The following is a 25,494-nucleotide window of genomic DNA, read 5'->3' as shown; positions in this document are numbered from 1 at the left end:
TGATTACCTGCTTTTTTTAATACGTACGTTTCTTATAAATACCTTTCCCGCCAACTTGGTTCCAGCCGGATTGTACATCCAAACTTTTATTAACAAACTTCATCTTTTCTTTTCCGCCAAAGAGTTTTTCACCAATGCTATTTGTAATGACACCAATCAATGCTGTGATTCCGATGATGAGGGCAGCAACAGTGACAAAATCAATAAAAAAAGCAATCATTTGAAAATTCCCCCTTTGCCTGTCTGTATGTTTATTGTATGAGATAAAAGATAAAAAAGAAAGAAATGTCAGAAAAATAATTGATTTATTTTAGAAATCGTATAGACATGGATGAGGATGTTTGTTAAAATAAGAACAAGTGTTCCTTTTGATTCTCACTTGTATAGTCTTACATTTCTTAATTGATTTATCAAGAAAAGGTAAGAAAACGTTCTCTTTTTCATAGAGAAGATTATGGGGAAATAACTGTATATCACATGAAAAATCTATGACAAGCCAGTATTAAGAGGGTTGAAGGTTATTGTTAAAGTACAGCTGAAGTTAGTGTAATTATGTTACATAGCAGTGGAATACACGGAAGAGTTTTCTCAATTAGAAGGAAATTTACTGTATATTTCTTGCAAAATCTATTGTATAATGATTATAGAAGTTACTTATTAAAAGTAATTGTTGTTTGCTCAAAGTTGTTGCTTACATGAAATGCGATTTTTTGCACTTTGTTATAAGACAAGGTATCGTAAAAAATTGCTGAATTTAGAAATTTAAACTGTAATTAGTACAGAATTTGTACTCTTTAAGGAGAGTGAGCTTTGTATGGTAACATTATATAGTTCTCCAAGCTGTACGTCTTGTAGAAAGGCGAAATTATGGCTAGAGGAAAATCATATTCCTTATACAGAACGTAATATTTTCTCAGATCCATTAACGATTGAGGAAATTAAAGAGATTTTACGTATGACAGAAAGCGGAACGGATGAGATTATTTCTACTCGTTCAAAAGTTTTCCAAGAATTAAATGTAAATTTAGAGTCTTTACCACTTCAAGATTTATATAAGATGATTCGTGACTATCCAGGGATTTTACGTCGTCCAATTATGATTGACGAGAAACGCCTTCAAGTAGGTTACAATGAAGACGAAATCCGCCGTTTCTTACCACGTACAGTAAGAACGTTTCAATTACGTGAAGCACAGCGTCTTGTAAATTAATTATAATAATATGAAAACCTTCTACCTATTATATAGTAGAAGGTTTTTTTTAATGTTTCACGTTTCGTAATCGAACTTGTTGCACGATAATACCGATGCATAGAACAGTGAAAATGAATAAGAAAGGCATGCTTGTGGTGAAATTTGGATTATTATGAAAGAACGTTGCAAGCCTGTCTTCATGTGTAACCATTTTTCCTGCTGTATAGGCGAGAATCGCTGCTCCGCAATAAATGAGGAATGGAAAGCGTTCCATAAGTATTAAAATAAGTTTGCTACCCCAAATAATAATCGGGATAGAAATGAGTAAGCCGATTATTACGAGTAAAAATCTTCCGTGAGCTGCACCTGCAATGGCAATAACGTTGTCAAACCCCATAACGAGATCCGCGAATACAATTGTACGCACAGCTTGAAATAAAGTTGTTTTCCCCTGAATAGCAGAAAGATCGTTGCTATTATCAGTTAGTAAATTTACTGCAATTAATGTAAGTAAAACGCCCCCGATAAGTTGTAGAAATGGAATGTCGAGTAAATAGACAGCTAGTATAGTAAGGATAATTCTTAGTACGATTGCTAAAAGAGTACCAATCAAAATGGCTTTATTTCGTTTCGATTCAGGTAAATTTCGGCTAGCTAGTGCGATGACGATTGCGTTGTCACCACCTAATACAACATCGATACCGACAATCATTAGTACAGATGTTAAAAACTCTAAGTCCATTCGTCTGCCTCCATTTATGATGTTTTAATAAGCGAAATGTATGTATGTGGTGAAGAGAGAGACTAAATAATCTTCTCTAATAAAAGTTTCACTTTATTACAGTGTACGGGGGAGGGTGGAAATGTATGTCCAAATTTTTCATAAGTGAGAAATCGCTATAATGATATATTTGTGTAGATGGTCGAATGAAGATAGGCATATAACTATTTTTGTAAAATAAATCGATTTTATTTCCATTCTGGAGAATCTTATCATAAAATGAGAGTACAAGAATCTATTGATTTGTCATATGAGTGGGGAATCCCTTCATAACAATTCTAAGCAGGAAGGGAGAGTTGTATTTTGGATATTGAAAGAATTAATGACCATACGATGAAATTTTTTATTACGTACATTGATATAGAGGATAGAGGGTTTAATCGTGAAGAAATTTGGTATGACCGCGAACGAAGTGAAGAGCTCTTTTGGGAGATGATGGACGAAGCTCGTGATCATGATGATTTCTTTATTGATGGACCGTTATGGATTCAAGTGCAAGCAGTCGATAAAGGGATTGAAGTACTTGTAACGAAAGCAGAGCTTTCAAAGGATGGACAAAAGCTAGAACTACCAATAGGTGTAGATAAAATTATAGACATTCCTCTAGATGAAGGCATTGAATCATTATTCCAGCAAGAATTAGTGGAAGAGGTAGAAGAACAAGCAGGAACAAACTTTAACGAAGATGGTACGTTTGGCTTTTTAATTAAGTTTAATGATTTTGAAGATGTAATTTCATTAAGCCACCGTCTTATCTTTGAAGATATAAAAGATGAGCTGTATTCATTTGAGAACCGCTATTATGTATATGTGGAATTCGATGAAGTGCTACATGATGAAGAAGAAATTGATCGTATTTTAAGTATTGTTTTAGAATACGGAGAAGAATCAACTTTAACAATTCATCGTGTAAGTGAGTATGGGAAACAAATTGTGAAAGAGCGTGCGCTTGAAACAATTCGCAATAATTTTCCTGCTAAAACGTAGGCCGATTTCTGTAGTATGAAATCGGCTTTTTATATGAAGAATAGGAAAGCTTTCTTAGTAAGGAGGTAAGAGATGAAAAATACATTAAAGTTGATTTTCTTTGTTCTACTATTGTTCGCATTATTTGTTTCGTTACGTATGTTTATTGATGTAGCATTTTATTCGGATGTAATTGGGATAAAAGATGTTTCGATTTTAGGTATTATTAGTATTTTATTTACGGTATCTGCATTTTTAATTGGCTGCGTTATTTTCTTAGAGAACCGTCATCCGTCTAAAACACTTACATGGCTCATTGTGTTAGGTATTTTTCCGGTATTTGGATTCTTCGCTTATTTATTATTTGGACAGAACTTTCGGAGGAAGAGAATGTTCCAAAAGAAGGCGTTGCTCGATGAACAAGCATTTTTACAGTATAAGGGGCATGAAGATTACGAAGAACGGATTTTGCGCAATCATAAGCATCAAGAGCTGTTATTTCGTTTAGCGGACCGCTTAGGCGCTTTAAATATTTCATTTCAAACTGAAACGAGAACATTAACAAATGGAGATGAAACGTTTCAGGCCATTTTAGATGGATTAAAACGAGCGAAACACCACATTCATATGGAATATTACATTGTGCGTGATGATAAGCTTGGAACAGAAATTAAAGATATTTTAATACAGAAATCAAAAGAAGGTGTTGTCGTTCGTTTTTTATATGATGCGGTTGGAAGTTTTAGATTATCGAATTCATATATTGAAGAATTGAATGATGCAGGAGTAGAAATGATTCCTTTTTTCCCTGTGCGCTTTCCGATTTTAAACGATAAGATTAATTATCGAAACCACCGAAAAATCGTTATTATTGATGGAAACGAAGGGTTTGTCGGTGGATTAAATATTGGTGATGAATATTTAGGAAAGGATAAATATTTCGGTTTTTGGCGAGACACGCATTTATATTTGCGTGGTGAAGCTGTTCAAAGCTTGCAACTTATTTTCCTTCAAGATTGGTTTTATATGACTGGTGAGGCTGTGCTGGCCCCTGAATATTTACAAGCGAAAGCAGTTGAGGGTGATCATTGGGGAGGCGTACAGCTCGTTGCAGGTGGACCAGATAATAAATGGGAAACAATTAAACATTTATACTTTGCCATGATTGCTTCTGCGCGGAAATCCATTTGGATTGCGACGCCGTATTTCATTCCGGATGATGATATTTTATCCGCATTAAAGGTAGCGGCACTTGCTGGTATTGATGTTCGTTTGTTAATGCCGAGTAAGCCTGATAAGCGCACCGTCTTTTACGCATCGAGATCGTACTTCCCAGAGCTTTTAGATGCAGGGGTAAAGATATATGAATACGAAAAAGGTTTTCTCCATAGTAAAGTTGTCATTGTGGATTCTGATCTAGCTTCAATTGGGACTGCTAATATGGATATGAGAAGTTTTCATTTGAACTTTGAAGTAAATGCCTTTTTATATGATACAGACAGCATTCGAAAACTTGTTCAAGATTATAAAGAGGATATAGAAGAATCAAGTGAAATTCATGTCGATCGTTTTCATAAAAGGCGTCTTCATAGACGAATTGTTGAATCGACGTATCGATTATTATCACCTTTATTATAAAAAGAGATGTCCGAAATTGGGACATCTCTTTTTTAAAAGGAATTTGTAATAAATTGTAGAATATAAGGAGCTGAAAGGGTGTGATTCCGATGTTTATCGCCAAAAGAGAAAACGGAGAAAAAATTCATCTACTCTATCATCATGATGAAGAGCTTTTACATCGTATGCGTAAAATGGAAAGCTTCTTTTGCATAGCTTGCGGGAAGGAAGTGCAAATGAAATTAGGGAAACAAAAAAGTTGGCATTTTGCTCATAAGAAAATGGACGCGTGTCTTGCCTTTTATGAAGCAGAATCTATGTATCATATGCACGGTAAAGAATTGTTATATAGGTGGTTCAAACGTCAAAACTTTCCTGTGTATATAGAGCACTATCTTCCAGAAATTCAGCAACGACCAGATATTTTCATAGAGAGAGCAGGGAGAACAATTGCGATTGAATACCAATGCGCTAATCTCTCTATAGAGCAGCTGTACAAACGAACCTATTCGTATTGGCGAGCTGGTATACAGGTCATTTGGATCATTGGTGGAAATCAATTGAAAAGGCAATCAGCATATTGGATGAAATTCTCCTCACTTATGGCTTTCTCCTTACAATCTTATCCTCAGCCATTTCTTATTTTCTTCTGTTCGAAACAAAAATCATTTATGAAATGCGCGTTTCTCACTTCATTTTCTACAAGCGTCTCTTTCTCACATATTATCTATTTACCAACTGAAACGACTACTTTTGAAATGCTCTTTTCTCCCGTCTCTTTCCGAAAAGAAACATTAGGTGAGGAATGGAAAAAGCGAAAGAGCTATTTTCGGCAAAATGCTCTGCCGATTTGGAATTACAATCATAAGTCACTATTACGCCTCTTATATCAATGTAAATGTACCCCAGCAAATTTTCCTTCTGAAATCGGTGTGCCACTCCCGTCCTCATTTGCTTTTCAAACAAATCCATTTATATGGCAAGCTTTTCTATATATAAAGTGTATAGGTGAGCTTGCGGTAGGGGATTGTATTTCCCTTCAATATGTATGTAGTTATGTGAAAATGTATGTGAAAAGGCGCATGCTCCCGTACTTTTCACGGCATATATGGAAAGTAGCAGTTGCTGAATATATGACATTTTTATGTTATACAGGTGTATTGCAGAAAGTAGGGACTTATAAGTACCGGAAAAAAAGAGAGGTAGTTATGTTAAAAACAGAGGAGGAAGTTATGAAATATGATGAAATTTGCTTAGCGTATGCCTTATCTTTATTTGAGGCAAAGTACAACATGAGAGAAGGAAAAGGGGATATAATAAAGACTGATCGTGAAGGAATTACATAAGAAAAATCGAATTGTATGTAAGTAGAGATATTTAAAGGAGGGCTTAAAGGATGTCTGAACAAAACACAGCAAAAACATTACCAGATCGCAAAGAAATTGAAGAATCAAGTACGTGGCGATTAGAAGATATTTTCCAAACAGATGCAGAATGGGAAAAAGAATTCCAAGCTATTAAAGAGCTATTACCGAAGTTAACTGAATTTAAAGGGAAACTTGGTGACTCTGCGAACAATTTACTTGAAGCATTGCAATATGAAGACGAAATTTCAATGCGATTAGGTAAGCTATATACATATGCACATATGCGTTACGATCAAGATACAACAAACTCTGTGTATCAAGCGTTAAATGACCGCGCAACAAATTTATATTCACAAGTATCTAGTAGCACAGCATATATTGTGCCTGAAATTTTATCGATTTCAGAAGATACACTGCAAACATTCTTGAAAGAAAATAGAGACTTAAGTGTATATGAACATGCATTAGAAGAAATTACGCGTCAACGCCCGCACGTATTATCTGAAGCGGAAGAGGCTCTATTAGCAGAAGCATCTGAAGTAATGAGTGCGTCAAGTAATACATTTGGTATGTTGAATAATGCGGATTTGAAATTCCCATCTATTAAAGGTGAGGATGGAGAAGAAGTGGAAATTACACATGGTCGTTACATTCAGTTTTTAGAAAGTGATGATCGTCGTGTGCGTGAAGATGCATTCAAAGCTGTATATGAAACGTACGGGAAATATAAGAACACATTTGCAAGCACGTTAAGCGGAGCTGTGAAACGTAATAATTTCAATGCGCGTGTTCGTAAATACGATTCTGCACGTCAAGCTGCATTAAGTAATAATAATATTCCTGAAGCGGTGTATGATCAACTTGTTGAATCTGTAAATGATAATTTACACTTGCTACATCGTTACATTGATATTCGTAAGCGTGCACTAGGACTTGATGAGCTTCATATGTATGATTTATATACACCACTTGTACCAGAAGTGAAAATGAACGTGAAGTATGAAGAAGCACAAGACATGTTATTAAAGTCTTTAAACGTACTTGGTGATGAGTATGTTGACATTTTAAAAGAAGCATATGAAAATCGCTGGGTAGATGTGTATGAGAATAAAGGAAAGCGAAGCGGAGCATATTCATCTGGTGCATATGGAACAAATCCGTATATTTTAATGAACTGGCATGATAATGTAAATAATTTATATACACTTGCTCATGAGTTCGGTCATTCCGTGCATAGTTACTATACAAGAAAGACGCAGCCGCACGTATACGGTGATTATTCAATCTTCGTTGCGGAAGTAGCATCAACTTGTAATGAAGCACTTCTAAACGATTATTTATTAAAAACGACAGAAGATAAGAAAGAGCGTCTATACTTATTAAATCATTATTTAGAAGGATTCCGTGGTACTGTATTCCGTCAAACGATGTTCGCAGAGTTTGAGCATATTATTCATAAGAAAGTACAAGAAGGACATGCGGTTACGCCAGACATGTTAACGGAGATCTACTATGATTTAAATAAGAAATATTTCGGTGATGCTTTAGTAATCGATGAAGAAATTGGTTTAGAGTGGTCTCGTATTCCGCACTTCTACTACAACTATTACGTATACCAATACGCAACAGGATTTAGTGCAGCAACGGCTTTATCTAAACAAATTTTAGAAGAGGGGCAACCAGCAGTAGAACGTTACATTAATGAGTTCTTAAAAGCAGGAAGCTCAGATTATCCAATTGAAGTGCTGAAAAAAGCTGGAGTAGATATGGCATCTCCAGAACCGGTAAAAGAAGCGCTACAAGTATTTGAAGAGAAATTAAATGAATTAGAAGCATTATTATTTGAAGAGAATTAATTGTAAAGACGAGGAATTTACCTCGTCTTTTTTTGTTTTAAATATTTTTGTCGATATTTGTCGAAAAAATAAGGTGAATTTCTTTCTTTTTTCTAAATTAGAAGGCATTTTTACAGGTGATTTTTGTAGTTAAAACCCTTTAAATCGTTTTTTATGGTTGAAATAAGAGAGAGCGATGACAATGACTCCAAATAAAAGAGGGAAGGCAATAATTTTAGGAAAAGCTTGTAGTAGAGAGAGGATGTACAAGAAAAAAGAAACGATGACAGCTAGTAAGATAAGTAAAATATACGTTTTTTTCATACAGAACACCTCCAAAATAGCTTTTTTATAGCTTATTCAGAAATGAAAACGTTTAGAATGTGACAAAAGTGTGAAATTCGACAAAAGGGGTTGTCATCTGACGTCGAATCTTGTAATATAATAAGCGTGAACGAATTCACATACAAACATATACCCCTTTGTTTGAACGTGAAAATTTCTCCCATCCCCTTTAATATTTTTATAAGCCGTAAAGAAGAAGACCTGGTGTTTTACACCAGGTCTTTTTCTTTTGCTATCCATTTCCAATAACGCTCACATTTTACGTCAATCATTTGTACTTTTCGTTTCAGTTGTAATTTTTTCAGTTCACGCTCGATCTCTTGCTGCGAGCAGTCATATATAAATGCTACTTCTTTTGAAGATATAAATTGCGTTGCTTCTAGTAACACTTCTAAAGGTGGTAATGGTTCTGGCTCGATTTCACATTTTACAAGTTCTTTCAATAATTGTACGTATACGTCGTAGGAATAAGTTCCAGCGATTTTAATACCTTCTTCATCTGAATTCGCATGAAAGAATACGAGAGAAGGTATTTCTGTAATATGCATCTCATTTGTAAATTTCAAGTCACATTGGAAAGCTTTTTTTGCGCTAGCGGAATGTAGGTCTTTTTTAAATTCTTCTACATCAATATCGCTATCTCTTGCACATGCAAGTAATAATTCGCAGTCAGGGTTTGATACATTTTCAAGGAAAATGTATTCTTGGAGTTTTCGCAAAAACTTCGAACCTGCTTTTCGGCCCTGTAACTCCGCTGCCTTAATTGCCATCGAAACTAAATATGGTGTTGACGATGCTTCTTGCATATGTACCTTTCCATCACATGAAAAACCTTGTAAACTTGTTGTCTTTTCCCACACAAATCGAATATTAGCAGGTTTATTCCATTTGTGTGAGGAAGCGTTCGTTCCGTCCATTTTTCCAGTTACGATATGACGAATAGAGAAGTATTTCCCGTATTCAAGCCATAGTTTAATAATAAAGGGCTCAATTTCCCAGCAATCTTTACAAAGTGGATCAATAAATAAATATGCTTCTACAGACTTATGCTCACATGCGGAAGGAGATGGCATATTTATATGCTTTGCTTCCTGCTTATCCATTACACTTCACCTGTTTCGTTTGGAGTATTAACCATATGCTGAGCAGTTAACGCTAAACGTTCAAAAACGAACTCTCTTATATGACCGTGCACTCCTGTGTCATCCATTGCTTGCTCCATACATGATAGCCAAGCCTCTGCTCGTTTTGGAGTAATCTCAAACGGAAGGTGGCGTGCTCTTAACATAGGATGACCATGTTCTTCAGTGTACAAATTAGGACCACCTAAATATTGCGTTAAAAATTGTTTCTGCTTCCTAGCGGTTTCTGTTAAATCATCCGGGAAGATGGGAGAGAGGTCAGGGTGTTTACTGACATAGGAATAAAACGTGTCTACTAATATTGCAATGCATTGTTCACCGCCAATTGCTTCAAATGGTGTCATCGGTTGCTTGCTCATCCTTTATAAACTCCTTTTTCCATGAAATGTATATCTATTGTAGCAATGGAATGTTCTAGAGGGCAAATAAACAGCCTTCATAACGTTCTTTGCTTATTTTTCAAATGTAAAAGAATCTTTTCCTTTTAAAAAGTGAGATATATCCACTAGTAGAACGTATTCACTAGTGGAATTTTCACTTTAGCGTGCTTTGTTTTGTTTGGCAAGGAAAAAGCGTTTTACTTTATTATTTGTATGACGGATTGGTATGTCGTGCTGTTTTAATAAATGAATAAATGCAGCTTTTCCTGTTTCTTCATCTTGCACTTCAAATTCAATTTCATAATCATCGTGATTGTAATAGAAACTATGATCAAAGACAAGCGTTCCGCCTTCAAATAGTGTTTCGGCTCTTTCAGTTGTTAAACTACCCATATAAGTTAAAGTGGAAACAGGAATTTGTAATTTGTGTAGTTGATCCATTACAGCCCCTGAAATGATTACGTTTGTTTCCATCATCATTCTTGCTTCGGCTTCTGTTACGACTTGATGCGTTTCTAACAAGCCGACTTCTGCAGGTTGTTTCAATGTTAATGTATAAGTTTCTCCTTTATGACGAATACGAAGTGCAGAGCCAGCTTCTTTTAACGAGAAGCCCGGTGTTTCAAAGTAGTGATTCACCTGTTTCGTAAATACTTCAATAGAGAATGATTTACATAATGTATCGAATTCTTCTTCTGTAACAATATTTTTAAATTCAATTTCAATTTCTTGTGTCATTGTATGCGCGCTCCTTTTAAAAAATAATTCTTTACACATTATCGCTTTTTCATAAATTTGGTTCAATGTTTTATTTGTTTGCGTCCATGTTATGATACAATAATACTGTTAAGTAAGACAGGAAGTTGAGATGGAGGAGTTAGAGCATGCAAAATAAAATTCAAGTTAAGAGCGTAGAAAAGAGAGAGAATGCGCTTATTTTTTGTGCGGAAAATAGTGAAATAGAGGTAAAGGAGTTAAGTGCGCGTAATCACGTACTTGTAGACTCAGACAATTTATCATTTTTATATATTTTAGAAAACGAATCATCTTTCATTTATGTAAGTATTCCGCACACATGCTGGGAAGCAATGCATGAAGCGATGAATAACGATATAGTAATGTTCGTTCGTGTGAATGACGTTGAAATGGAATTAGAAAATTTAAAAGAAGAAGTAGAATATTTAGTTGAAAATATTGAAGGTAATGCAAATTACGGAGAAGAACTAGTAACTGCTGTAGAAAAAGTATTTCTATAAGCAAATGGATTGATTTTGGTGGTGGTTGAAATGAATCGAAATTGGGAAGAATTTTTAGCACCTTACCATCAAGCGGTGGCAGAGCTGAAAGTGAAACTAAAAGGAATGCGTACTCAATTTGCAATGTTAACAGAGCATTCTCCAATTGAGTTTGTAACAGGAAGGGTAAAGTCGGTTGCTAGTATTATTGATAAAGCGGAGAAGAGAAATGTACCGCTAGATCGGCTGAGAGAAGATATGCAAGACATCGCGGGCCTTCGAATGATGTGTCAATTTGTTGATGAGATTAAGCCTGTTGTAGAATATCTTCGAAAACGAAATGACTTTGAAATCGTGGAAGAACGTGATTATGTCACGCAAAAGAAAGATAGCGGCTATCGCTCTTATCACGTTGTCATTAGTTACCCCGTTCAAACGATTCAGGGAGAAAAAAAAGTATTGGTAGAAATCCAAATACGCACGTTAGCAATGAATTTTTGGGCAACAATTGAGCATTCTTTAAATTATAAATATAGTGGACGTTTTCCTGAAGATATTAAAATACGCTTGCAACGCGCAGCGGAAGCGGCGTTTTTATTAGATGAAGAAATGTCTTCTATTCGTCTTGAGATTCAAGAAGCGCAGAAAGCTTTTTCAAGAAAACAAGAAACGAAAGATTCCGAATCATAAACTAAAGGGTGTTGGGCGATGAAATTTACAATTATGTCAAAGGGAGATCAATCATCAGATACACTGGCAAGCACGATGAAAGAATACTTGCTAGATTTTGGATTTATAATGGATGAAAAGGAACCCGATATTGTAATTTCTGTTGGGGGAGATGGAACGCTTTTATATGCGTTTCATCGTTATTATAATCGATTGGATGAAACAGCATTTGTTGGTGTACATACAGGGCATTTAGGTTTCTATGCAGATTGGTTACCGACAGAAGTAGAGAAATTAGTAATTGCAATTGCTAAAACACCATTCCAAGTGGTGGAATATCCGCTTTTAGAAGTGATTATTCGCTATGTGAATGGGAGTAAAGAATCACAGTATTTGGCGATGAATGAAGCAACTGTAAAAAGTGCAGAAGGTACATTAGTAACAGAAGTAGAAATACGCGGAGAGTACTTTGAAACATTCCGCGGAGATGGCCTTTGTATTTCTACTCCTTCGGGAAGTACTGCGTATAATAAGGCGCTTGGCGGAGCGATTATTCACCCTTCTATTGAAGCGATTCAAATTGCAGAAATGGCATCTATTAATAACCGCGTGTTTCGTACTGTAGGCTCGCCACTCGTATTGCCGAAGCATCATACATGTGTGTTGAAGCCGGCTGCAGGAATGAACTTACAAATTACGGTGGACCATTTAACGATGGTTCATCAAGATGTGAAATCAATCCAGTATCGCGTTGCAAACGAGAAAGTACGATTTGTTCGTTTCCGTCCGTTCCCGTTCTGGAAACGAGTTCGTGACTCGTTTGTTGCAGATAAATAGAAAGGGTTTATATATTTGAACAGATTTACATTGAAATGGGATATTGAATCGGCTGAAGAGGGAACTTTAGTTAGAGAATTTTTAAAAACAAAAGGGATTTCTAAAGCCGCCTTAACGGATATAAAATTTCGCGGCGGAGCTATTGAAGTAAATAATCAACATGCGAGTGTTCGTCATCAGTTGCAAGCTGGTGAAGAATTACGTGTCTTTTTTCCAGTGGAAGAAAGAAGTGAAGGGATGATTAAAGAAGATATCCCTTTATGTATTGTATATGAAGATGATGCGGTTCTTGTCATAAACAAAGAGGCGAACATGTCAACGATTCCGTCTAGAGAACATCCGGCAGGGAGTGTTGCGAATGCGCTCTTATCTCATTATGATAAGCAGCATCTTGCAAGTACGGTGCACATCGTAACAAGATTAGATCGTGATACTTCAGGGCTTATGCTTATTGCAAAAAATCGTTTCGTGCATCATCTTTTATCGAAACAGCATCAACAAAAAGCTGTGAAAAGAACATATGAAGCAATTGTTCACGGTGAGATGATAGAACGAGAAGGAACGATTGATGCACCGATTGGACGAAAATCGGATAGCATTATTGAGCGAACCGTTTGTGAAAATGGGCAAAGAGCAGTTACTCATTTTAGAGTGATGGATAGCGCCAATCACAAGACGCATGTATCACTTGAGCTTGAGACCGGAAGAACGCATCAAATTCGTGTACATATGGCTCATATAGGCCACCCGTTACTTGGTGATGATTTATATGGAGGACGAAGAGATGTGATAAAACGTCAAGCACTTCATAGTACATCTTTGACTTTTTATCATCCTATTTTAGAGAAGGAAATGTCTTTCACTACAACGATTCCAAGCGATATGGAAGAGGTATTAAGGCATACTTAAAAAGGGAACAAAATTCTTATGTAACGAAGAATTTTGTTCCCTTTTTTCTTAGCGGAATAATATTAAAATTTGATTTTCACCCGTGCGCTTTATAACGAAAAAGCCACTTTCGGATTTTGTAGCAATGCCATCGTTATTTGGACGACAATATCCATGCGTTTCGCAAGTGCCGTCATCACGTACTAACATTTGTCCAATTAATCCGACAGGAAGCCACTCGGTACGATCTTTTCTTGCTATATATTTGCAAGTCGGATCCCATCCTGTATTTAAAAGAGGTTGTATGTCTTGCGATTCCGTACGCACATATTGGCGTTTTCCAAAGTTATCTGTTTTATAGCGTTTTTGCCAACTTAAAGCACCGCTATTTCCTATAAGGGCAGGGGTTGCACTAGATATTCCTAAAATGAATGAATCGTTTGAAGTAGCGATCCGAATTTTTTCTTCGCTACTAAATGTAACGAAATAACCTACATCAATAAAATTATTGTCTGTTGTTTCAAACATTTGTGCAAAATCAGTTCCACTTGCATTGTAAGAAGCGCCATCAATATACATTTCCCCATTATGAGCAAGCCACTTTGCACCGATATTATGATCGGTTTCATTTGTGCCGTTTGCAATAAACCAAGAATAAGATTCTTCTGCTGTGCCGAAGCGCCCCATAATATGGCTACCTGCAAAATGAGCTGTTGATGTATGATTACCTTCCGCATGAGAAGAGAATCCGTTAGCGATAGTCGCGGTTCCTTCTGCATGTGCTGCTTCGCCTAAAGCGATTGTATGTTTACCTTCCGCATGAGAATAAGAGCCACCTGCTGTCGTTTCACTTCCTTCACTATGGGAACTATGTCCAGTTGCTTTCGTTTTTGATCCTTCCGCATGAGAGAAAGAAGCTTTTGCGTGTGTAAGAAGTCCTTCTGCATGTGAAGCTGTACCCTCTGCATTAGAGTGAAGCCCCTCTGCATGTGCATAACGTCCCCCTTTTTTTACTTTTGTATTTTCAGGTGTAGGAGTTTGAATTATGATCGTTTTTTCTGTTTGTATATCATTGGATGGTGCTAATGCTTCTCTTATTTTTTTCACTTGATTTATAATAGCAGCTGGAATTTCTGATTCTGCTTTTTTATTTATTGCTACAGGGATGTCTTCTTCTGTATTTTTCTCTGTTTGCTCAGAAGGCACAATCTGTTCAGTGTGAGTAGAAAGAGGTTTATTTTTTTGCTGCATCTTTGTTTTTCTATTATCGATTATGCGGCTCATTACAGCATTTTCTAAAGAGACATATTTTGGTTTAGCTTTGTTTTTGGGGGAAGCCCCTTGTCCGTCCGGTTCTTCTAAAGCTGCAGCTCGAATGCTGCACCAGTTGTTAATTCCGTACATGGGCAGATAAAAAGGCGGGCATTTTCTTTTTTGTTTAGAAGATTTTTTCTTCATTCTGTCACCTCCTGCGACAGTATATGCCGTGTAATTAAAAAAAGATGCACTTTATTGCATCTTTTTTTAATTACTTTACCTAGTTTTTATAGGAGAGCCGCCTAAATGATACGGTAATCCTCGTAATTTGTGAATGATATCTAAATAAGGATCGTTATGAAATTGGGCGAAATTTCTCAGGGACAAAAGACAGGGAGGAAGGGACGGAAACGGTCTCCATCTCAGGATAACGTAGTCCGGTTAGTTTGCCACCAAATACAGCGCCAGTGTCAATATTGACTGTATGATTTACGAAGCGAGGTTCTTTAACGGGTGTATGTCCATATACAATCCAAGCTTTTCCTTTATATTCTTGTGCCCAGTCGCGACGGACAGGAGAGCCGTCAGCATGTTTTTCTCCTGTAATATCGCCATATAATACAAAGGTTTGTACTTTTTTATCTTGTCTTCCTATGTAATCTTGCCGAATTCCAGCGTGACATACAATTAACCTTTTCTCATCGAGTACGTGATAAAAAGGAGAGTGCTCGTAAAGGGTGATAAATTTTTCTTTTATAATGTTTTGTTTATGAGAAGGCAGTGCTTCATATTCGGCAACAGTTGTTTCGAGTCCATGAGCGATTGTCACATTACGCCCAAGGAAAAAACGGTATAGTTTATTACAGTGATTTCCCGGAGCGTAATAAGCTACTTTTTTATTTATGACAAGTTCCCATACAATTTCAATCATACGTAATGAATGAGGGCCGCGATCTGTAATATCACCAACAAATGCAAGCTTACGTTGGTCAGGGTGAAACGGCAGGTCACTATTCCAGTTGTATCCGAGTTTCGTCGTTAAATCTTGAAACTCTTGAAAGCATCCATGAATATCCCCTATAATGTCAAATTTCATATTTAAACCTCCACCATATTTTTCATTAGTATATCTAAAAAAGGATAGAGATAAAAATATACTGTTTTTGCTCGTCATTTAAACATAAAGATTTTCGTTCTTGAGCGAACGTTTAAAACGAATCCAATCGCTATCATGTATGTGAGTAAGGAACTTCCTCCGTAGCTCATAAGGGGTAATGTAATTCCTGTAATAGGTAGTAATCCGATGGTCATCCCGATATTTTGAAATACTTGAAAAGTAAACATTCCGATTGTACCAGCACAGATGTAACTACCGAAAGGGTCATTACTTTCTAAAGCGATATGAATCATGCGGAAAATAAGTAGGAAAAAAAGTGAAATAATGACACTTGCGCCTAAAAAGCCGAATTGCTCAGCGACATTGGTGAAAATAAAATCTGTATGTGGTTCTGGAAAGTATACTTGTCCATTTTCCCAACCTTTTCCTTGCATTTCCCCTGATCCAGTAGCTAAGAAAGCTTGTCTTAATTGATAGCCTTGCGCATCATATTTGTATGGCGCTAACCAGCCGTAGAAGCGATTTAGTTGATATTCTTGTAAAATGTGTGCTTTAAAGAATTTTGTATGAGTAAAAAAAATATACGTTAATGTAACGCCAGCTGCAAAAATACCGGAAACTAATCCGAAAATAAACCGCCAACGTATACCAGAAACTAGTATCATTGCTGCGAGCATAGCTGAAATTACCATTGTGTTTCCTAAATCAGGTTCCTTTGCAATAAGTAGTAGGGGTGGCAAACTTGTTGCACATATTTTTCCGAGTAATAAAAAATCGCCGTGTATTGTTCGGAAAAAATGTTTCTCATTGTGATTTGCTATAATTCGTCCGGTGACGATAATTAAAAACAATTTCATAATTTCAGAAGGCTGGAAATTTCCGAAGCCTGGAAGCCTGTACCAAGCGGTCGCACCTTTTATTGTAACGGCACCTGGTACTTGAAGTTCTAGTCCAATTAGTAGTACCAATGCAAAGCTATATAAATACCAAGCAATTTTTTGATAACGATCGAAATCAATAATCATAATCATACCAATGGCTATAAATCCAATGAAGTACCATTGGATTTGCTTTAATACAAAATTTACGCTTTGCAAAAATGGTGGTAAAGAGGCTTGTGCACTTGCAATTGCAAAGCAACTAACAGTCCCAATGGCAAATAAGATGAATAGTAATACGTAGTCTATTTGATATTGAGAATTTGGATCTTTCAATGTATGTATTCCTTTCTATCGCCTAGTAAGTATATGGATCATGTCATGATAAAAATAATATACAAGCAGACTATGCATACATTTATTCCACTATTTGTGGGAAGTCATACATCACGAGGAAGGAATAGCTCCTCCCTTGTGATGGACTATATTGCACGGAGCTCTTTTGTAATGATATTTAAACAATAAGAAAGTCGTGCATGTGTATTTTTATCTGGAATGAGGTTTGGAAATAGATCGTAAAATTTGACCGCATTTTTATACCATCCGTAAGCTCTTATCAAACCTTTTTTATAATATTTAGTGTCTTGTAAGAAACCATACTTTTTCGAAGCTAAAACGAGCTGAGAAAAATCTTCACAGCCCTCAAGGAATTTGTGACGTACTTGCTGTCCAGTATGAAGACGGAATGAACTTAAGGGCTCAGTTATATACATCGCATCACCTTTTGAAAGTAAACTTAGCCAAGAGGCCATATCAACACTACAACCATATTTTCTGCCATGTAAAGTGCCGAAAGGTTCCGTTAATAGGCTTTTTCTAAAGAGTACGATTGTAGGCTCACCGATAATATTTTGTCCTGACATAAGCATACGGTTTCCAAAATCTTTCCCATTTAGTAGAGTATCTTCATCATATAATTTTTTCATGGAGGGATGTTGTTCAATTATATCTCCATTATCATCAATCCAAGCGCGATAGGATGTGATAAGTGCGAGATTTTTATTGAGGTCTTGTTGAAAATAAAACATCATTTTTTCGATTTTATTATTATAAAATGTATCATCGTCCATTAAGAAATTTATGTACTCTCCATTTGACTGTTCTAAGAGCATAAGGGCGTTATTAAATTGTCCTAGAGTAGAGGCATTTCGAATGTATGTTATATGTTTATGCTTATGTAAATAATGTCTGTATATTAATTTTTCTGTTTCATTATTTGTACTATCGTCCCCTATAATAATTTCAATATTTGAATACGTTTGCGCTAATGCACTTTCTAAAGCAATTTTAAAATAATGTGGTCGATTATAGGTGGGAATAAGGATGGAAACGAGAGGCGGATTTTTTATATTATTCATATACAACTACCTTTCAGAAGTTTTTTGTGTAAGAATAATATCTTGATAACTTGTGTGTTCAGTTCTGCTACACCATGAACCATAGTGAGGAGGGGACTGTATTTCTAACCCATATTTATTTAATAGGGTACGAATATCGTCCTCAGGATAGGCAACTGCGAAATTAGGGATATCTTTATTTAGAACATAACAATTGTCAATTTGATGATAAAAACCTAACGTACTTAGTCCTGCATTTAAATAATAGGATGATTCAGGGTTAATTAAAAAGAAAGTAATAAAACATCTCCCATCTTTTTTCAGAACTCGTGCGATCTCGCATACGTAATGTTCTAATTCTTTCGGAAGGAGATGGGTAAATACAGACGTTAAAAAAATAAAATCGAATGATTCATCTTCATATGGAAACTTGTATTGGGAAGCATCTTCTTTTCCATCGGGATTGTAGAATTGATTATATATATCGACATGTTCAAAATGGAAATTGTTACGGCGTGTAGAAATGTTATTTTTGCACCATGTAATCCCCGCATTGAATAAGTCAAATCCATAATAAGTACCTTCATCGCTTAAATAGTTCATTAATGGAACCGCCATTCGGCCAATGCCGCAGCCTACATCTAACACTGTTTCATTTGATTTTAAATTGCCAATTTCAATAAAATACTGCATAAACTCTTTTCCAACTTCTTCAAAATTACCACCTACATATTGAACGAGTTCTGGTGGTGGAATTAATGTGATTTTTTTCTCGTTTTCGTTCATACATTCACTCCGTCCTTGTAGTAAAGTAGGGGATTTCTATTGTATATATAAGTTAATCATTTATAGTGAGGGGAACTTTACACAATTAGTTTTTATGAATAAGTAGTGTAATAGGACCCCTCAAAAAATAAAGTTATATTCTATTCTTTTCGCCAATAAATACCGAAATCATCAATTTTAGTAATAGGAGCTTGTAAGTTTCTTTCCTTTCTGAAATCAATTACAGCCTCTGCACATGTTACCAATCCGTAATCATCAATAATAATATAGCCACCTGTTGAAACTTTATCGTATAAGTTTACAAGACTATCCATCGTTGATTCGTACATATCACCATCAAGGCGAGCAATTGCAATTTTTTCTACCGGTGCTGAAGGCAATGTATCTTTAAACCAACCCTTTAAAAATTTCACCTGATCATTTAATAAATCGTATTTTCTAAAGTTTTCTTGCACTGTTTCTAAAGAAACTCGTAAGTAATCGAATGTGTGCAAATAATCACCATAATCTTTCGGATATTGTTCTAAGTTAGGTGCTGGCAGACCTTCAAACGAATCGGCAACCCACACAGTACGATCCGTAATGTTGTTTGCTTGTAAAAAACCATTCATAAAAATGCATGATCCTCCGCGCCATACACCAGTTTCAATAAAATCACCTTCTATATTTTCCCTTACAACAGTTTCCATAGCCTCATGTAATTGATTCATACGTTTTCGGCCAACCATACTGTGTGCTGCTCTTGGCCAATCCTTGCCACCTTGACGCGCATTTTTTGAAACGTTAGGATCAACGATTTTTAAATTGTGATTTTCTACGTATTGCTTAAGAAATAAAGGAAGTGGAACTGTAACTGGTTCATATGATAGCTCTTTAGATATATGTAACGAAGCAGGTAAGTATGGTTCGTATTCTAACCATATTTCAAATAAAATTGTTTTCTTTAATAACTCGAGATAAAGCTGGACAGCTGATTTATTTTCCATATAAGTGCCTCCTGCGGAATGTCATACAACATTATGACTATGTAGAAAAGAAAGATTTAATGATTGAATTTAATAATGAAAAAGCAGTAAAACTGATATCAGTTTTACTGCTAAGTACAAAATTAAGCGATTTTTTCAATAATAATTGATGCACTTGTACCAAGAGCTAGTGATAATCCAATTCCTGTAACAATTGCTTCAACGAGTGATGGTGTTGTAGTAATTTGTGTAATGGCTTGGATAACGATAGGAGCTCCAAGTGAAATCAAGCTTGTGCCCGCACCTGGTACATTAACTCCATTAACTTGAATTCCAAGACTTCCTAATAAACTTACTGCCGCTGTATAAGCAATAACAGTAATTTTATAGAAACCAGTTTCACTAATTACGAAAGTATCGGCATCCATTTGAGAAATTGCTGTACCAAACTGAGATCCAACGGTATTAAATGGTACTGGATCATTAATTCCAAGAGCTAAAGAAACTGTAGCTGAGTTAAAGGCATATAATCCTGCTGGCAGTCCTAATCCAGATGGCCCAGTTGGTCCAGTTGGTCCAGTCGGTCCGGTAGCGCCAGTCGGTCCAGTAGCACCAGTAGCACCAGTAGCACCAGTAGCACCAGTTGGCCCAGTCGGCCCAGTCGGCCCAGTTGGTCCAGTCGGTCCAGTCGGTCCAGTTAGCCCAGTCGGTCCAGTAGCACCAGTAGCACCAGTTAGCCCAGTCGGCCCAGTCGGTCCAGTCGGTCCAGTTAGCCCAGTCGGTCCAGTTAGCCCAGTCGGTCCAGTCGGTCCAGTCGGCCCAGTCGGTCCAGTCGGCCCAGTTGGTCCAGTCGGTCCAGAAGGTCCAGTTGGTACAGTTGGCCCAGTCGGCCCAGTTGGTCCAGTCGGTCCAGTCGGCCCGGTAGGAAGGGTAAACGGTGGTATTGGTGGTAATGTTGGTCCTACAAGATTAGGGTCAAATGCACTAGCTGATAAAGATTCATCGGGATTTAATCCATCTGAATAATTATTATTTGACATAAATTCACCTCCATAAAGCGTTCATTATATAGTAGATGCAAAACCGGAAGAAAATGACACGGACATTTGAATTATTGAAAAGAAATCTTAAACTGCTTGTGCAAGTTAAAAAAGTGGAAAGTTTATTGTATGTATAACATATGATTGATTTGGAAGAGGGTGATTATGTTGAACAAGCAAGGAATTACAATTAGTTTATGTATGATTGTTCGAGATGAGGAAGATACAATCGGTCGATGTTTAGACGCAGTAGAAAAAATCGTTGATGAAATTATTATAGTTGATACAGGTTCCATTGATCGAACGAAAGAAATTGTAGCTCAATATACCTCTAACATATATGACTTTCCATGGATTAATGATTTTGCGGCAGCTAGAAATTTTTCTTTTTCAAAAGCAACGCAAGAATATATATTATGGCTAGATGCTGATGATGTGTTATTAGAAGATGCTCAAGAGGCATTGAAGCTATTAAAAAAAGAATTAGATTCTAATGTGGATGCTGTTTCGATGCCTTATCATCTTGTAATGGATTCTAATGGGAAACCTTTATATTGTACAAAAAGATATCGGCTTGTAAAGCGTGAAAAAGAATTTCAATGGTTTGGAAAGGTGCATGAGTATTTAGCTATTTTTGGTGAGATTTTTAATAGTAATGTTGCGGTTACGCATAAAAAAGAAAAGAAAGTAACGAACCGCAATTTGAAAATTTTTCAGGATGCTGTAGCAGCTGGAGAAGAATTGAGTCCGAGAGATTTGTTTTATTACGCGAATGAATCTATGGATAATCAAAAATATGATGATGCAGTTTTACTTTATAAAACATTTCTTAATCAAGATGAAGGTTGGTATGAAGAGAAAATTTATGCATGTGGTAAATTAGGAGATTGCTATGCAAAGCTTGGAATGTGGGAGAAGGCAGTTGAATCTTGTGTAAAGTCATTTCGGTATGATGTCCCTAGAGGAGAGAATTGTACAAGAATAGGATATATATATATGGATCAACAAAAATACAATGAAGCAATTTTTTGGTTTAAACTTGCAACAGAAGTGACAATGGCAACAGAGAGTCCTTTTCACAGTCCAGCTAGCTACACATGGATTCCCTATTTACAAATGTGTATTTGTTATAGCAAGTTAGGCGAGCAAGATAAAGCTTATTATTACAATGAATTAGCAGCTTCTTATGTTCCAAATAATGCTGCAATTGAATATAACCGCAAATATTTTCGGAGTGTTTTTGATAAACAATATAAATCGTTATAGGTTGCGTTTTTCTAGAAATGATGTAGCACGATTCTAACTCTAATAGATTGGCTATATAGTAAAGTATCGGCAATGTAACCAGTACTGGTTATATCTATAGACTTTAGATGAGATTTATATTTCAAATTCAATTTGCATAAGGAGTGTGTAAAATGAATTCCCCAAAAAATTCTTTATACGAAGAAAAGTCCGGGCATTATTATAATGCAGTGAATCCGAATTTATTAAAGCATATAAAAAAGGAATGGAAAGAAGTTCTTGATATCGGTTGCTCGAGTGGTGCATTGGGAGCTGCCATAAAAGAAAATGGCACACGTGTATCAGGAATTGAGGCATTCCAAGAGGCGGCAGAACAAGCAAAAGAAAAACTAGATCATGTTGTTTTAGGTGATATAGAAACAATGGATATGCCGTATGAGGAGGAGCAATTTGATTGCGTTATATTTGGTGACGTACTAGAGCATTTATTTGATCCGTGGGCTGTAATAGAAAAAGTAAAACCATATATAAAGCAAAATGGTGTAATTTTGGCTAGTATCCCGAACGTTTCTCACATTTCAGTATTAGCGCCCCTACTCGCTGGAAATTGGACGTATACAGAATATGGTTTATTAGATAAAACACATATTCGTTTCTTTACATTTAATGAAATGCTACGAATGTTTTTAAAAGCAGGCTATTCAATTAGTAAAGTAGATCGTGTATATGTTGATCATAAAATGTATGAACCGCTTATTGAGGAATTATATGGAATTTGTAAAAAATATCGTCTTGGAAGTGGCTTCATGGCTGAGACGGTTGTATTTCAATATATTATTGAAGCAGAAAAATCACAATTATGAGTGCGGCAGATAAAACAATATTATTTGTTACGTGTATAAATGATCGGAAAATGTATGCACAATGTGCGCGACATATATTACAATTGCCAGTTCCTCCAGGATATACGATACAATTTATGCCGATTCGAAACGCAGAAAGTATGACGAGTGGATATAATAAAGCAATTTCGCATCCAGCAAAATATAAAGTGTATATACATCAAGATGTTTTCATTGTAAATGTAGGATTTTTATATGGATTACTTCAATTGTTTCAGGAACATGAACATCTTGGAATGATTGGTATGGTTGGAGCCCAATATGTTCCTCCAAATGGAATATGGAATGTAGGCAGAGGAGTTGTTGGAAAAGTCATTGGTTATATGAATGATTTATTTTATATGGCGAGTCAAGAAAAGCCGTATCATGACTCAAAAACATTTATGCCAGTTGAATGTATTGACGGATTATTAATGGCAACGCAATACGATATTCCGTGGCGGGAAGACTTGTTTGATGGATTTGACTATTATGATGTGTCTCAATCATTTGAATTTAGAAAAGCAGGCTATACAGTTGGGGTTCCTGTACAGCGTGATGCGTGGTGCATTCATTATCATATTGATGTGAATATGACAAACTATGAAAAGTATAGAAAAATATTTGTGGAGCACTATATGTCAGATGTAAATCAAGACGAATAGAGGGGCTACAAAATGAAAGATCATACAATATTAGTCGTTGTTTGTATAAATAATGAAGAGCTATTTGAACAATGTGAGAGACAAATAAGAAACCTTTTTGTTCCCCCTGGTTATGTCGTACAAATTTTTCCGATACGAGATGCGAAAAGTATGGCAAGTGCATATAACCGAGCACTTTCATATCCCGCGAAGTATAAGGTTTATATACATCAAGATACTTATCTTATTAATCGTGAGATGTTTTATACACTCATTTCACTTTTTAAAGATAACGAAAAACTTGGTTTAATTGGCGTAGCTGGTGCTCAGTTTTTACCGAGTAACGGGATATGGTGGGAAGGGAAAAATTTGGTCGGGAAAGTGATTGAGTACAGAAGACAGAATTATCAATTATTAAATTTAGATCAGCTGTTTTATGGGAATCAATCATTTATGTCAGTTCAAGCAATTGATGGATTATTAATGGCCACACAATATGATATTCCGTGGCGAGAAGACTTGTTTCAAGGATTCCACTTTTATGATGTGTCGCAGTCTTTAGAATTTCAAAAGGCGGGTTATTTAATTGGTATCCCTAATCAAGCAAATTTATGGTGTATTCACTACAACGGGGATGAGTTTGATGCGGATACATATGAGAAGGATCGGAAAGTGTTTGTAGAACATTACAAAGATATACTATCTCCATCATAAGGGAGAGATGCAGGATGAAAGGAATTATTTTAGCAGGTGGAACTGGATCGAGATTATATCCTATAACGAAAGTAACGAATAAACACTTGCTTCCTGTTGGACGTTATCCAATGATATATCATGCGGTATATAAGCTAAAACAATGCGAAATTACAGATATTATGATTATTACAGGTAAAGAACATATGGGAGATGTTGTTAGTTTTTTAGGAAGCGGTCAAGAGTTTGGTGTGTCTTTTACGTATCGTGTGCAAGATAAGGCTGGCGGAATTGCACAAGCATTAGGGCTCTGTGAGAGTTTCGTCGGGAACGATCGTATGGTAGTTATATTAGGCGATAATATCTTTTCTGATGATATTCGTCCGTATGTTGAAGAGTTTGCAAGTCAAAAAGAGGGTGCGAAAGTACTGCTACAATCTGTAGATGATCCGGAGAGATTTGGTGTAGCAAATATTCAAAACCGAAAAATAATTGAAATTGAAGAAAAACCGAAAGAGCCGAAAAGTTCCTATGCAGTTACAGGGATTTATTTGTATGATTCGAAAGTTTTTTCTTATATAAAAGAATTAAAACCTTCCGCAAGGGGAGAACTTGAAATTACAGATATTAATAATTGGTATTTAAAACGAGGGGTACTTACTTATAATGAAATGAGCGGTTGGTGGACAGATGCGGGAACTCATGTTTCTCTTCAAAAGGCGAATACGTTAGCGAGGGATATAAACTTTGGGAAACAGTTTAACGGAGAATAGGTGAGAATATGAAAGTTGTAGAAACAAACTTTACCGACGCAAAATTGTTAGAACCGAGGTTATTTGGAGATGAGCGTGGCTTTTTTACAGAAAGTTATAATAAGAAGGTGCTAGAAACATTAGGGATTACGTATTCGTTTGTACAGGATAATGTCTCTTATTCAGCTAGGTCGGGAACGATTCGGGGATTACACTTTCAAAAGAATCCGAAAGCACAAACGAAACTTATTCAAGTTATGCAAGGAGCAATTTATGACGTTATCGTTGATTTGCGAAAAGATTCATCAACGTTTAAACAGTGGAGAGGATATATTTTAAGCGCGGATAATCACCGGCAACTATTAGTGCCAAAAGGATTTGCACATGGTTTTTGTACACTTGTTCCGCATACGATTGTTATGTATAAAGTAGATGAATATTATAGCGCCGAGCATGACTCAGGGTTACTTTGGAGCGATAAAGAATTAGCAATTCCATGGCCGGTAACAAGTCCTATTTTGTCTGATAAAGATCGAATATTACCGTTACTTCAGGAATGCGAAGATAGCTTTTGAGTAGGAGAGT

Annotated in this window: 28 protein-coding genes; 15 read left to right on the top strand and 13 right to left on the bottom strand. The window is 36.1% G+C overall.

What is annotated here, in order from left to right; genetic code table 11:
• Positions 1 to 16: 16 nt before the first annotated feature.
• Positions 17 to 220 carry a hypothetical protein gene (locus FS802_RS07895; RefSeq protein ID WP_000559978.1) on the bottom strand — a complete coding sequence of 68 codons (204 nt, stop codon included), beginning with the start codon at positions 218 to 220 and terminating at the stop codon, positions 17 to 19.
• 594 nt (positions 221 to 814) lie between these two features.
• Between FS802_RS07895 and spx the strand changes: the two genes are divergently transcribed.
• Positions 815 to 1,210: a transcriptional regulator Spx gene (gene spx / locus FS802_RS07890; RefSeq protein WP_000258267.1), complete on the top strand. Its 396-nt coding sequence runs from the start codon at positions 815 to 817 to the stop codon at positions 1,208 to 1,210.
• Positions 1,211 to 1,259: 49 nt separating this feature from the next.
• On the opposite strand, the gene FS802_RS07885 is transcribed toward spx, so the two are convergent.
• Complete coding sequence (locus FS802_RS07885; RefSeq protein ID WP_000362605.1) at positions 1,260 to 1,934, bottom strand: TerC family protein; 675 nt, start codon at positions 1,932 to 1,934, stop codon at positions 1,260 to 1,262.
• Positions 1,935 to 2,276: 342 nt separating this feature from the next.
• On the opposite strand from FS802_RS07885, the gene mecA reads away from it, so the two are divergent.
• The 4 genes from mecA (at position 2,277) to pepF (ending at position 7,779) form a co-directional block, all read left to right on the top strand.
• Entirely contained in the window at positions 2,277 to 2,960 is a 684-nt protein-coding gene (gene mecA, locus FS802_RS07880; RefSeq protein ID WP_000350712.1) for an adaptor protein MecA, read from the top strand.
• A gap of 72 nt (positions 2,961 to 3,032) precedes the next feature.
• Complete coding sequence (locus FS802_RS07875; RefSeq protein ID WP_000799207.1) at positions 3,033 to 4,577, top strand: cardiolipin synthase; 1,545 nt, start codon at positions 3,033 to 3,035, stop codon at positions 4,575 to 4,577.
• An 80-nt stretch (positions 4,578 to 4,657) separates the two neighbouring features.
• Entirely contained in the window at positions 4,658 to 5,902 is a 1,245-nt protein-coding gene (locus FS802_RS07870) for a competence protein CoiA (protein WP_070168541.1), read from the top strand.
• Positions 5,903 to 5,952: 50 nt separating this feature from the next.
• Entirely contained in the window at positions 5,953 to 7,779 is a 1,827-nt protein-coding gene (gene pepF, locus FS802_RS07865) for an oligoendopeptidase F (RefSeq protein ID WP_088057601.1), read from the top strand.
• 129 nt (positions 7,780 to 7,908) lie between these two features.
• Here pepF and FS802_RS31000 read toward each other — a convergent pair whose 3' ends face one another.
• The 4 genes from FS802_RS31000 to FS802_RS07850 all read right to left on the bottom strand — a co-directional run bounded on the left by FS802_RS31000 (position 7,909) and on the right by FS802_RS07850 (position 10,363).
• On the bottom strand, positions 7,909 to 8,082 hold the full coding sequence (locus FS802_RS31000; RefSeq protein ID WP_046957017.1) for a hypothetical protein: 174 nt from the start codon (positions 8,080 to 8,082) through the stop codon (positions 7,909 to 7,911).
• Positions 8,083 to 8,312: 230 nt separating this feature from the next.
• A complete protein-coding gene (locus FS802_RS07860) occupies positions 8,313 to 9,206 on the bottom strand; it encodes a ClpXP adapter SpxH family protein (protein ID WP_098720259.1) in 894 nt (297 codons plus the stop codon).
• Positions 9,206 to 9,604 carry a globin domain-containing protein gene (locus FS802_RS07855; protein ID WP_000043382.1) on the bottom strand — a complete coding sequence of 133 codons (399 nt, stop codon included), beginning with the start codon at positions 9,602 to 9,604 and terminating at the stop codon, positions 9,206 to 9,208. Before FS802_RS07855 ends, FS802_RS07860 begins: the two co-directional genes overlap by 1 nt.
• Before the next feature lie 180 nt (positions 9,605 to 9,784).
• Positions 9,785 to 10,363 (bottom strand): CYTH domain-containing protein, encoded by a 579-nt coding sequence (locus FS802_RS07850; RefSeq protein WP_000191104.1) that lies wholly within the window; start codon positions 10,361 to 10,363, stop codon positions 9,785 to 9,787.
• Positions 10,364 to 10,509: 146 nt separating this feature from the next.
• Here FS802_RS07850 and FS802_RS07845 point away from each other — a divergent pair, with 146 nt between their 5' ends.
• Genes FS802_RS07845 through FS802_RS07830 form a run of 4 tightly spaced genes read left to right on the top strand, consistent with a single transcriptional unit; the run spans position 10,510 to position 13,275 of the window.
• The gene (locus tag FS802_RS07845; protein WP_001180000.1) at positions 10,510 to 10,881 is read left to right on the top strand and encodes a UPF0738 family protein; all 372 of its coding nucleotides are present in this window, start codon (positions 10,510 to 10,512) and stop codon (positions 10,879 to 10,881) included.
• 30 nt (positions 10,882 to 10,911) lie between these two features.
• Positions 10,912 to 11,550, top strand: a complete 639-nt coding sequence (gene yjbM, locus FS802_RS07840) for a GTP diphosphokinase (protein WP_001081480.1) — start codon at positions 10,912 to 10,914, stop codon at positions 11,548 to 11,550.
• A gap of 18 nt (positions 11,551 to 11,568) precedes the next feature.
• Positions 11,569 to 12,366, top strand: coding sequence for an NAD kinase (locus FS802_RS07835; protein ID WP_000673190.1), 798 nt, complete (start codon positions 11,569 to 11,571; stop codon positions 12,364 to 12,366).
• 15 nt (positions 12,367 to 12,381) lie between these two features.
• Positions 12,382 to 13,275, top strand: a complete 894-nt coding sequence (locus tag FS802_RS07830) for an RluA family pseudouridine synthase (protein ID WP_001079117.1) — start codon at positions 12,382 to 12,384, stop codon at positions 13,273 to 13,275.
• 48 nt (positions 13,276 to 13,323) lie between these two features.
• Here the strand turns inward: FS802_RS07830 and FS802_RS07825 are convergent, their stop codons facing one another.
• The 7 genes from FS802_RS07825 to FS802_RS07795 all read right to left on the bottom strand — a co-directional run bounded on the left by FS802_RS07825 (position 13,324) and on the right by FS802_RS07795 (position 20,694).
• Entirely contained in the window at positions 13,324 to 14,712 is a 1,389-nt protein-coding gene (locus FS802_RS07825; RefSeq protein WP_000730491.1) for a peptidase G2 autoproteolytic cleavage domain-containing protein, read from the bottom strand.
• Positions 14,713 to 14,866: 154 nt separating this feature from the next.
• A complete protein-coding gene (gene prpE, locus FS802_RS07820; RefSeq protein WP_000667004.1) occupies positions 14,867 to 15,607 on the bottom strand; it encodes a bis(5'-nucleosyl)-tetraphosphatase PrpE in 741 nt (246 codons plus the stop codon).
• 74 nt (positions 15,608 to 15,681) lie between these two features.
• Entirely contained in the window at positions 15,682 to 16,842 is a 1,161-nt protein-coding gene (locus FS802_RS07815) for an FtsW/RodA/SpoVE family cell cycle protein (RefSeq protein ID WP_000654714.1), read from the bottom strand.
• A gap of 146 nt (positions 16,843 to 16,988) precedes the next feature.
• Positions 16,989 to 17,924, bottom strand: a complete 936-nt coding sequence (locus tag FS802_RS07810; RefSeq protein ID WP_001059625.1) for a glycosyltransferase family 2 protein — start codon at positions 17,922 to 17,924, stop codon at positions 16,989 to 16,991.
• Positions 17,925 to 17,930: 6 nt separating this feature from the next.
• The gene (locus FS802_RS07805) at positions 17,931 to 18,689 is read right to left on the bottom strand and encodes a class I SAM-dependent methyltransferase (protein WP_098654961.1); all 759 of its coding nucleotides are present in this window, start codon (positions 18,687 to 18,689) and stop codon (positions 17,931 to 17,933) included.
• A 140-nt stretch (positions 18,690 to 18,829) separates the two neighbouring features.
• On the bottom strand, positions 18,830 to 19,675 hold the full coding sequence (locus tag FS802_RS07800) for a TylF/MycF family methyltransferase (RefSeq protein WP_000428853.1): 846 nt from the start codon (positions 19,673 to 19,675) through the stop codon (positions 18,830 to 18,832).
• A gap of 122 nt (positions 19,676 to 19,797) precedes the next feature.
• Complete coding sequence (locus FS802_RS07795) at positions 19,798 to 20,694, bottom strand: BclA C-terminal domain-containing protein (RefSeq protein WP_144524955.1); 897 nt, start codon at positions 20,692 to 20,694, stop codon at positions 19,798 to 19,800.
• Between the two features lie 165 nt (positions 20,695 to 20,859).
• Here FS802_RS07795 and FS802_RS07790 point away from each other — a divergent pair, with 165 nt between their 5' ends.
• The 6 genes from FS802_RS07790 (at position 20,860) to rfbC (ending at position 25,484) form a co-directional block, all read left to right on the top strand.
• Entirely contained in the window at positions 20,860 to 21,960 is a 1,101-nt protein-coding gene (locus tag FS802_RS07790; protein WP_000932898.1) for a glycosyltransferase, read from the top strand.
• Between the two features lie 152 nt (positions 21,961 to 22,112).
• Entirely contained in the window at positions 22,113 to 22,802 is a 690-nt protein-coding gene (locus tag FS802_RS07785) for a class I SAM-dependent methyltransferase (RefSeq protein ID WP_001087871.1), read from the top strand.
• Positions 22,799 to 23,485: a glycosyltransferase family protein gene (locus FS802_RS07780; RefSeq protein ID WP_064476799.1), complete on the top strand. Its 687-nt coding sequence runs from the start codon at positions 22,799 to 22,801 to the stop codon at positions 23,483 to 23,485. Before FS802_RS07785 ends, FS802_RS07780 begins: the two co-directional genes overlap by 4 nt.
• 12 nt (positions 23,486 to 23,497) lie before the next feature.
• On the top strand, positions 23,498 to 24,178 hold the full coding sequence (locus tag FS802_RS07775; protein WP_000651513.1) for a glycosyltransferase family protein: 681 nt from the start codon (positions 23,498 to 23,500) through the stop codon (positions 24,176 to 24,178).
• Positions 24,179 to 24,192: 14 nt separating this feature from the next.
• Positions 24,193 to 24,930 (top strand): sugar phosphate nucleotidyltransferase, encoded by a 738-nt coding sequence (locus FS802_RS07770; protein WP_000676179.1) that lies wholly within the window; start codon positions 24,193 to 24,195, stop codon positions 24,928 to 24,930.
• A gap of 8 nt (positions 24,931 to 24,938) precedes the next feature.
• The gene (gene rfbC, locus FS802_RS07765) at positions 24,939 to 25,484 is read left to right on the top strand and encodes a dTDP-4-dehydrorhamnose 3,5-epimerase (protein WP_098654964.1); all 546 of its coding nucleotides are present in this window, start codon (positions 24,939 to 24,941) and stop codon (positions 25,482 to 25,484) included.
• Positions 25,485 to 25,494: the final 10 nt, after the last annotated feature.

It is taken from the genome of Bacillus sp. DE0042 (assembly GCF_007680225.1).
GTDB classification, from domain to species: Bacteria; Bacillota; Bacilli; order Bacillales; family Bacillaceae_G; genus Bacillus_A; species Bacillus_A wiedmannii.
Note: the sequence above shows the minus strand (reverse complement) of the source record. Positions and strands in the feature narration are given on the sequence as shown.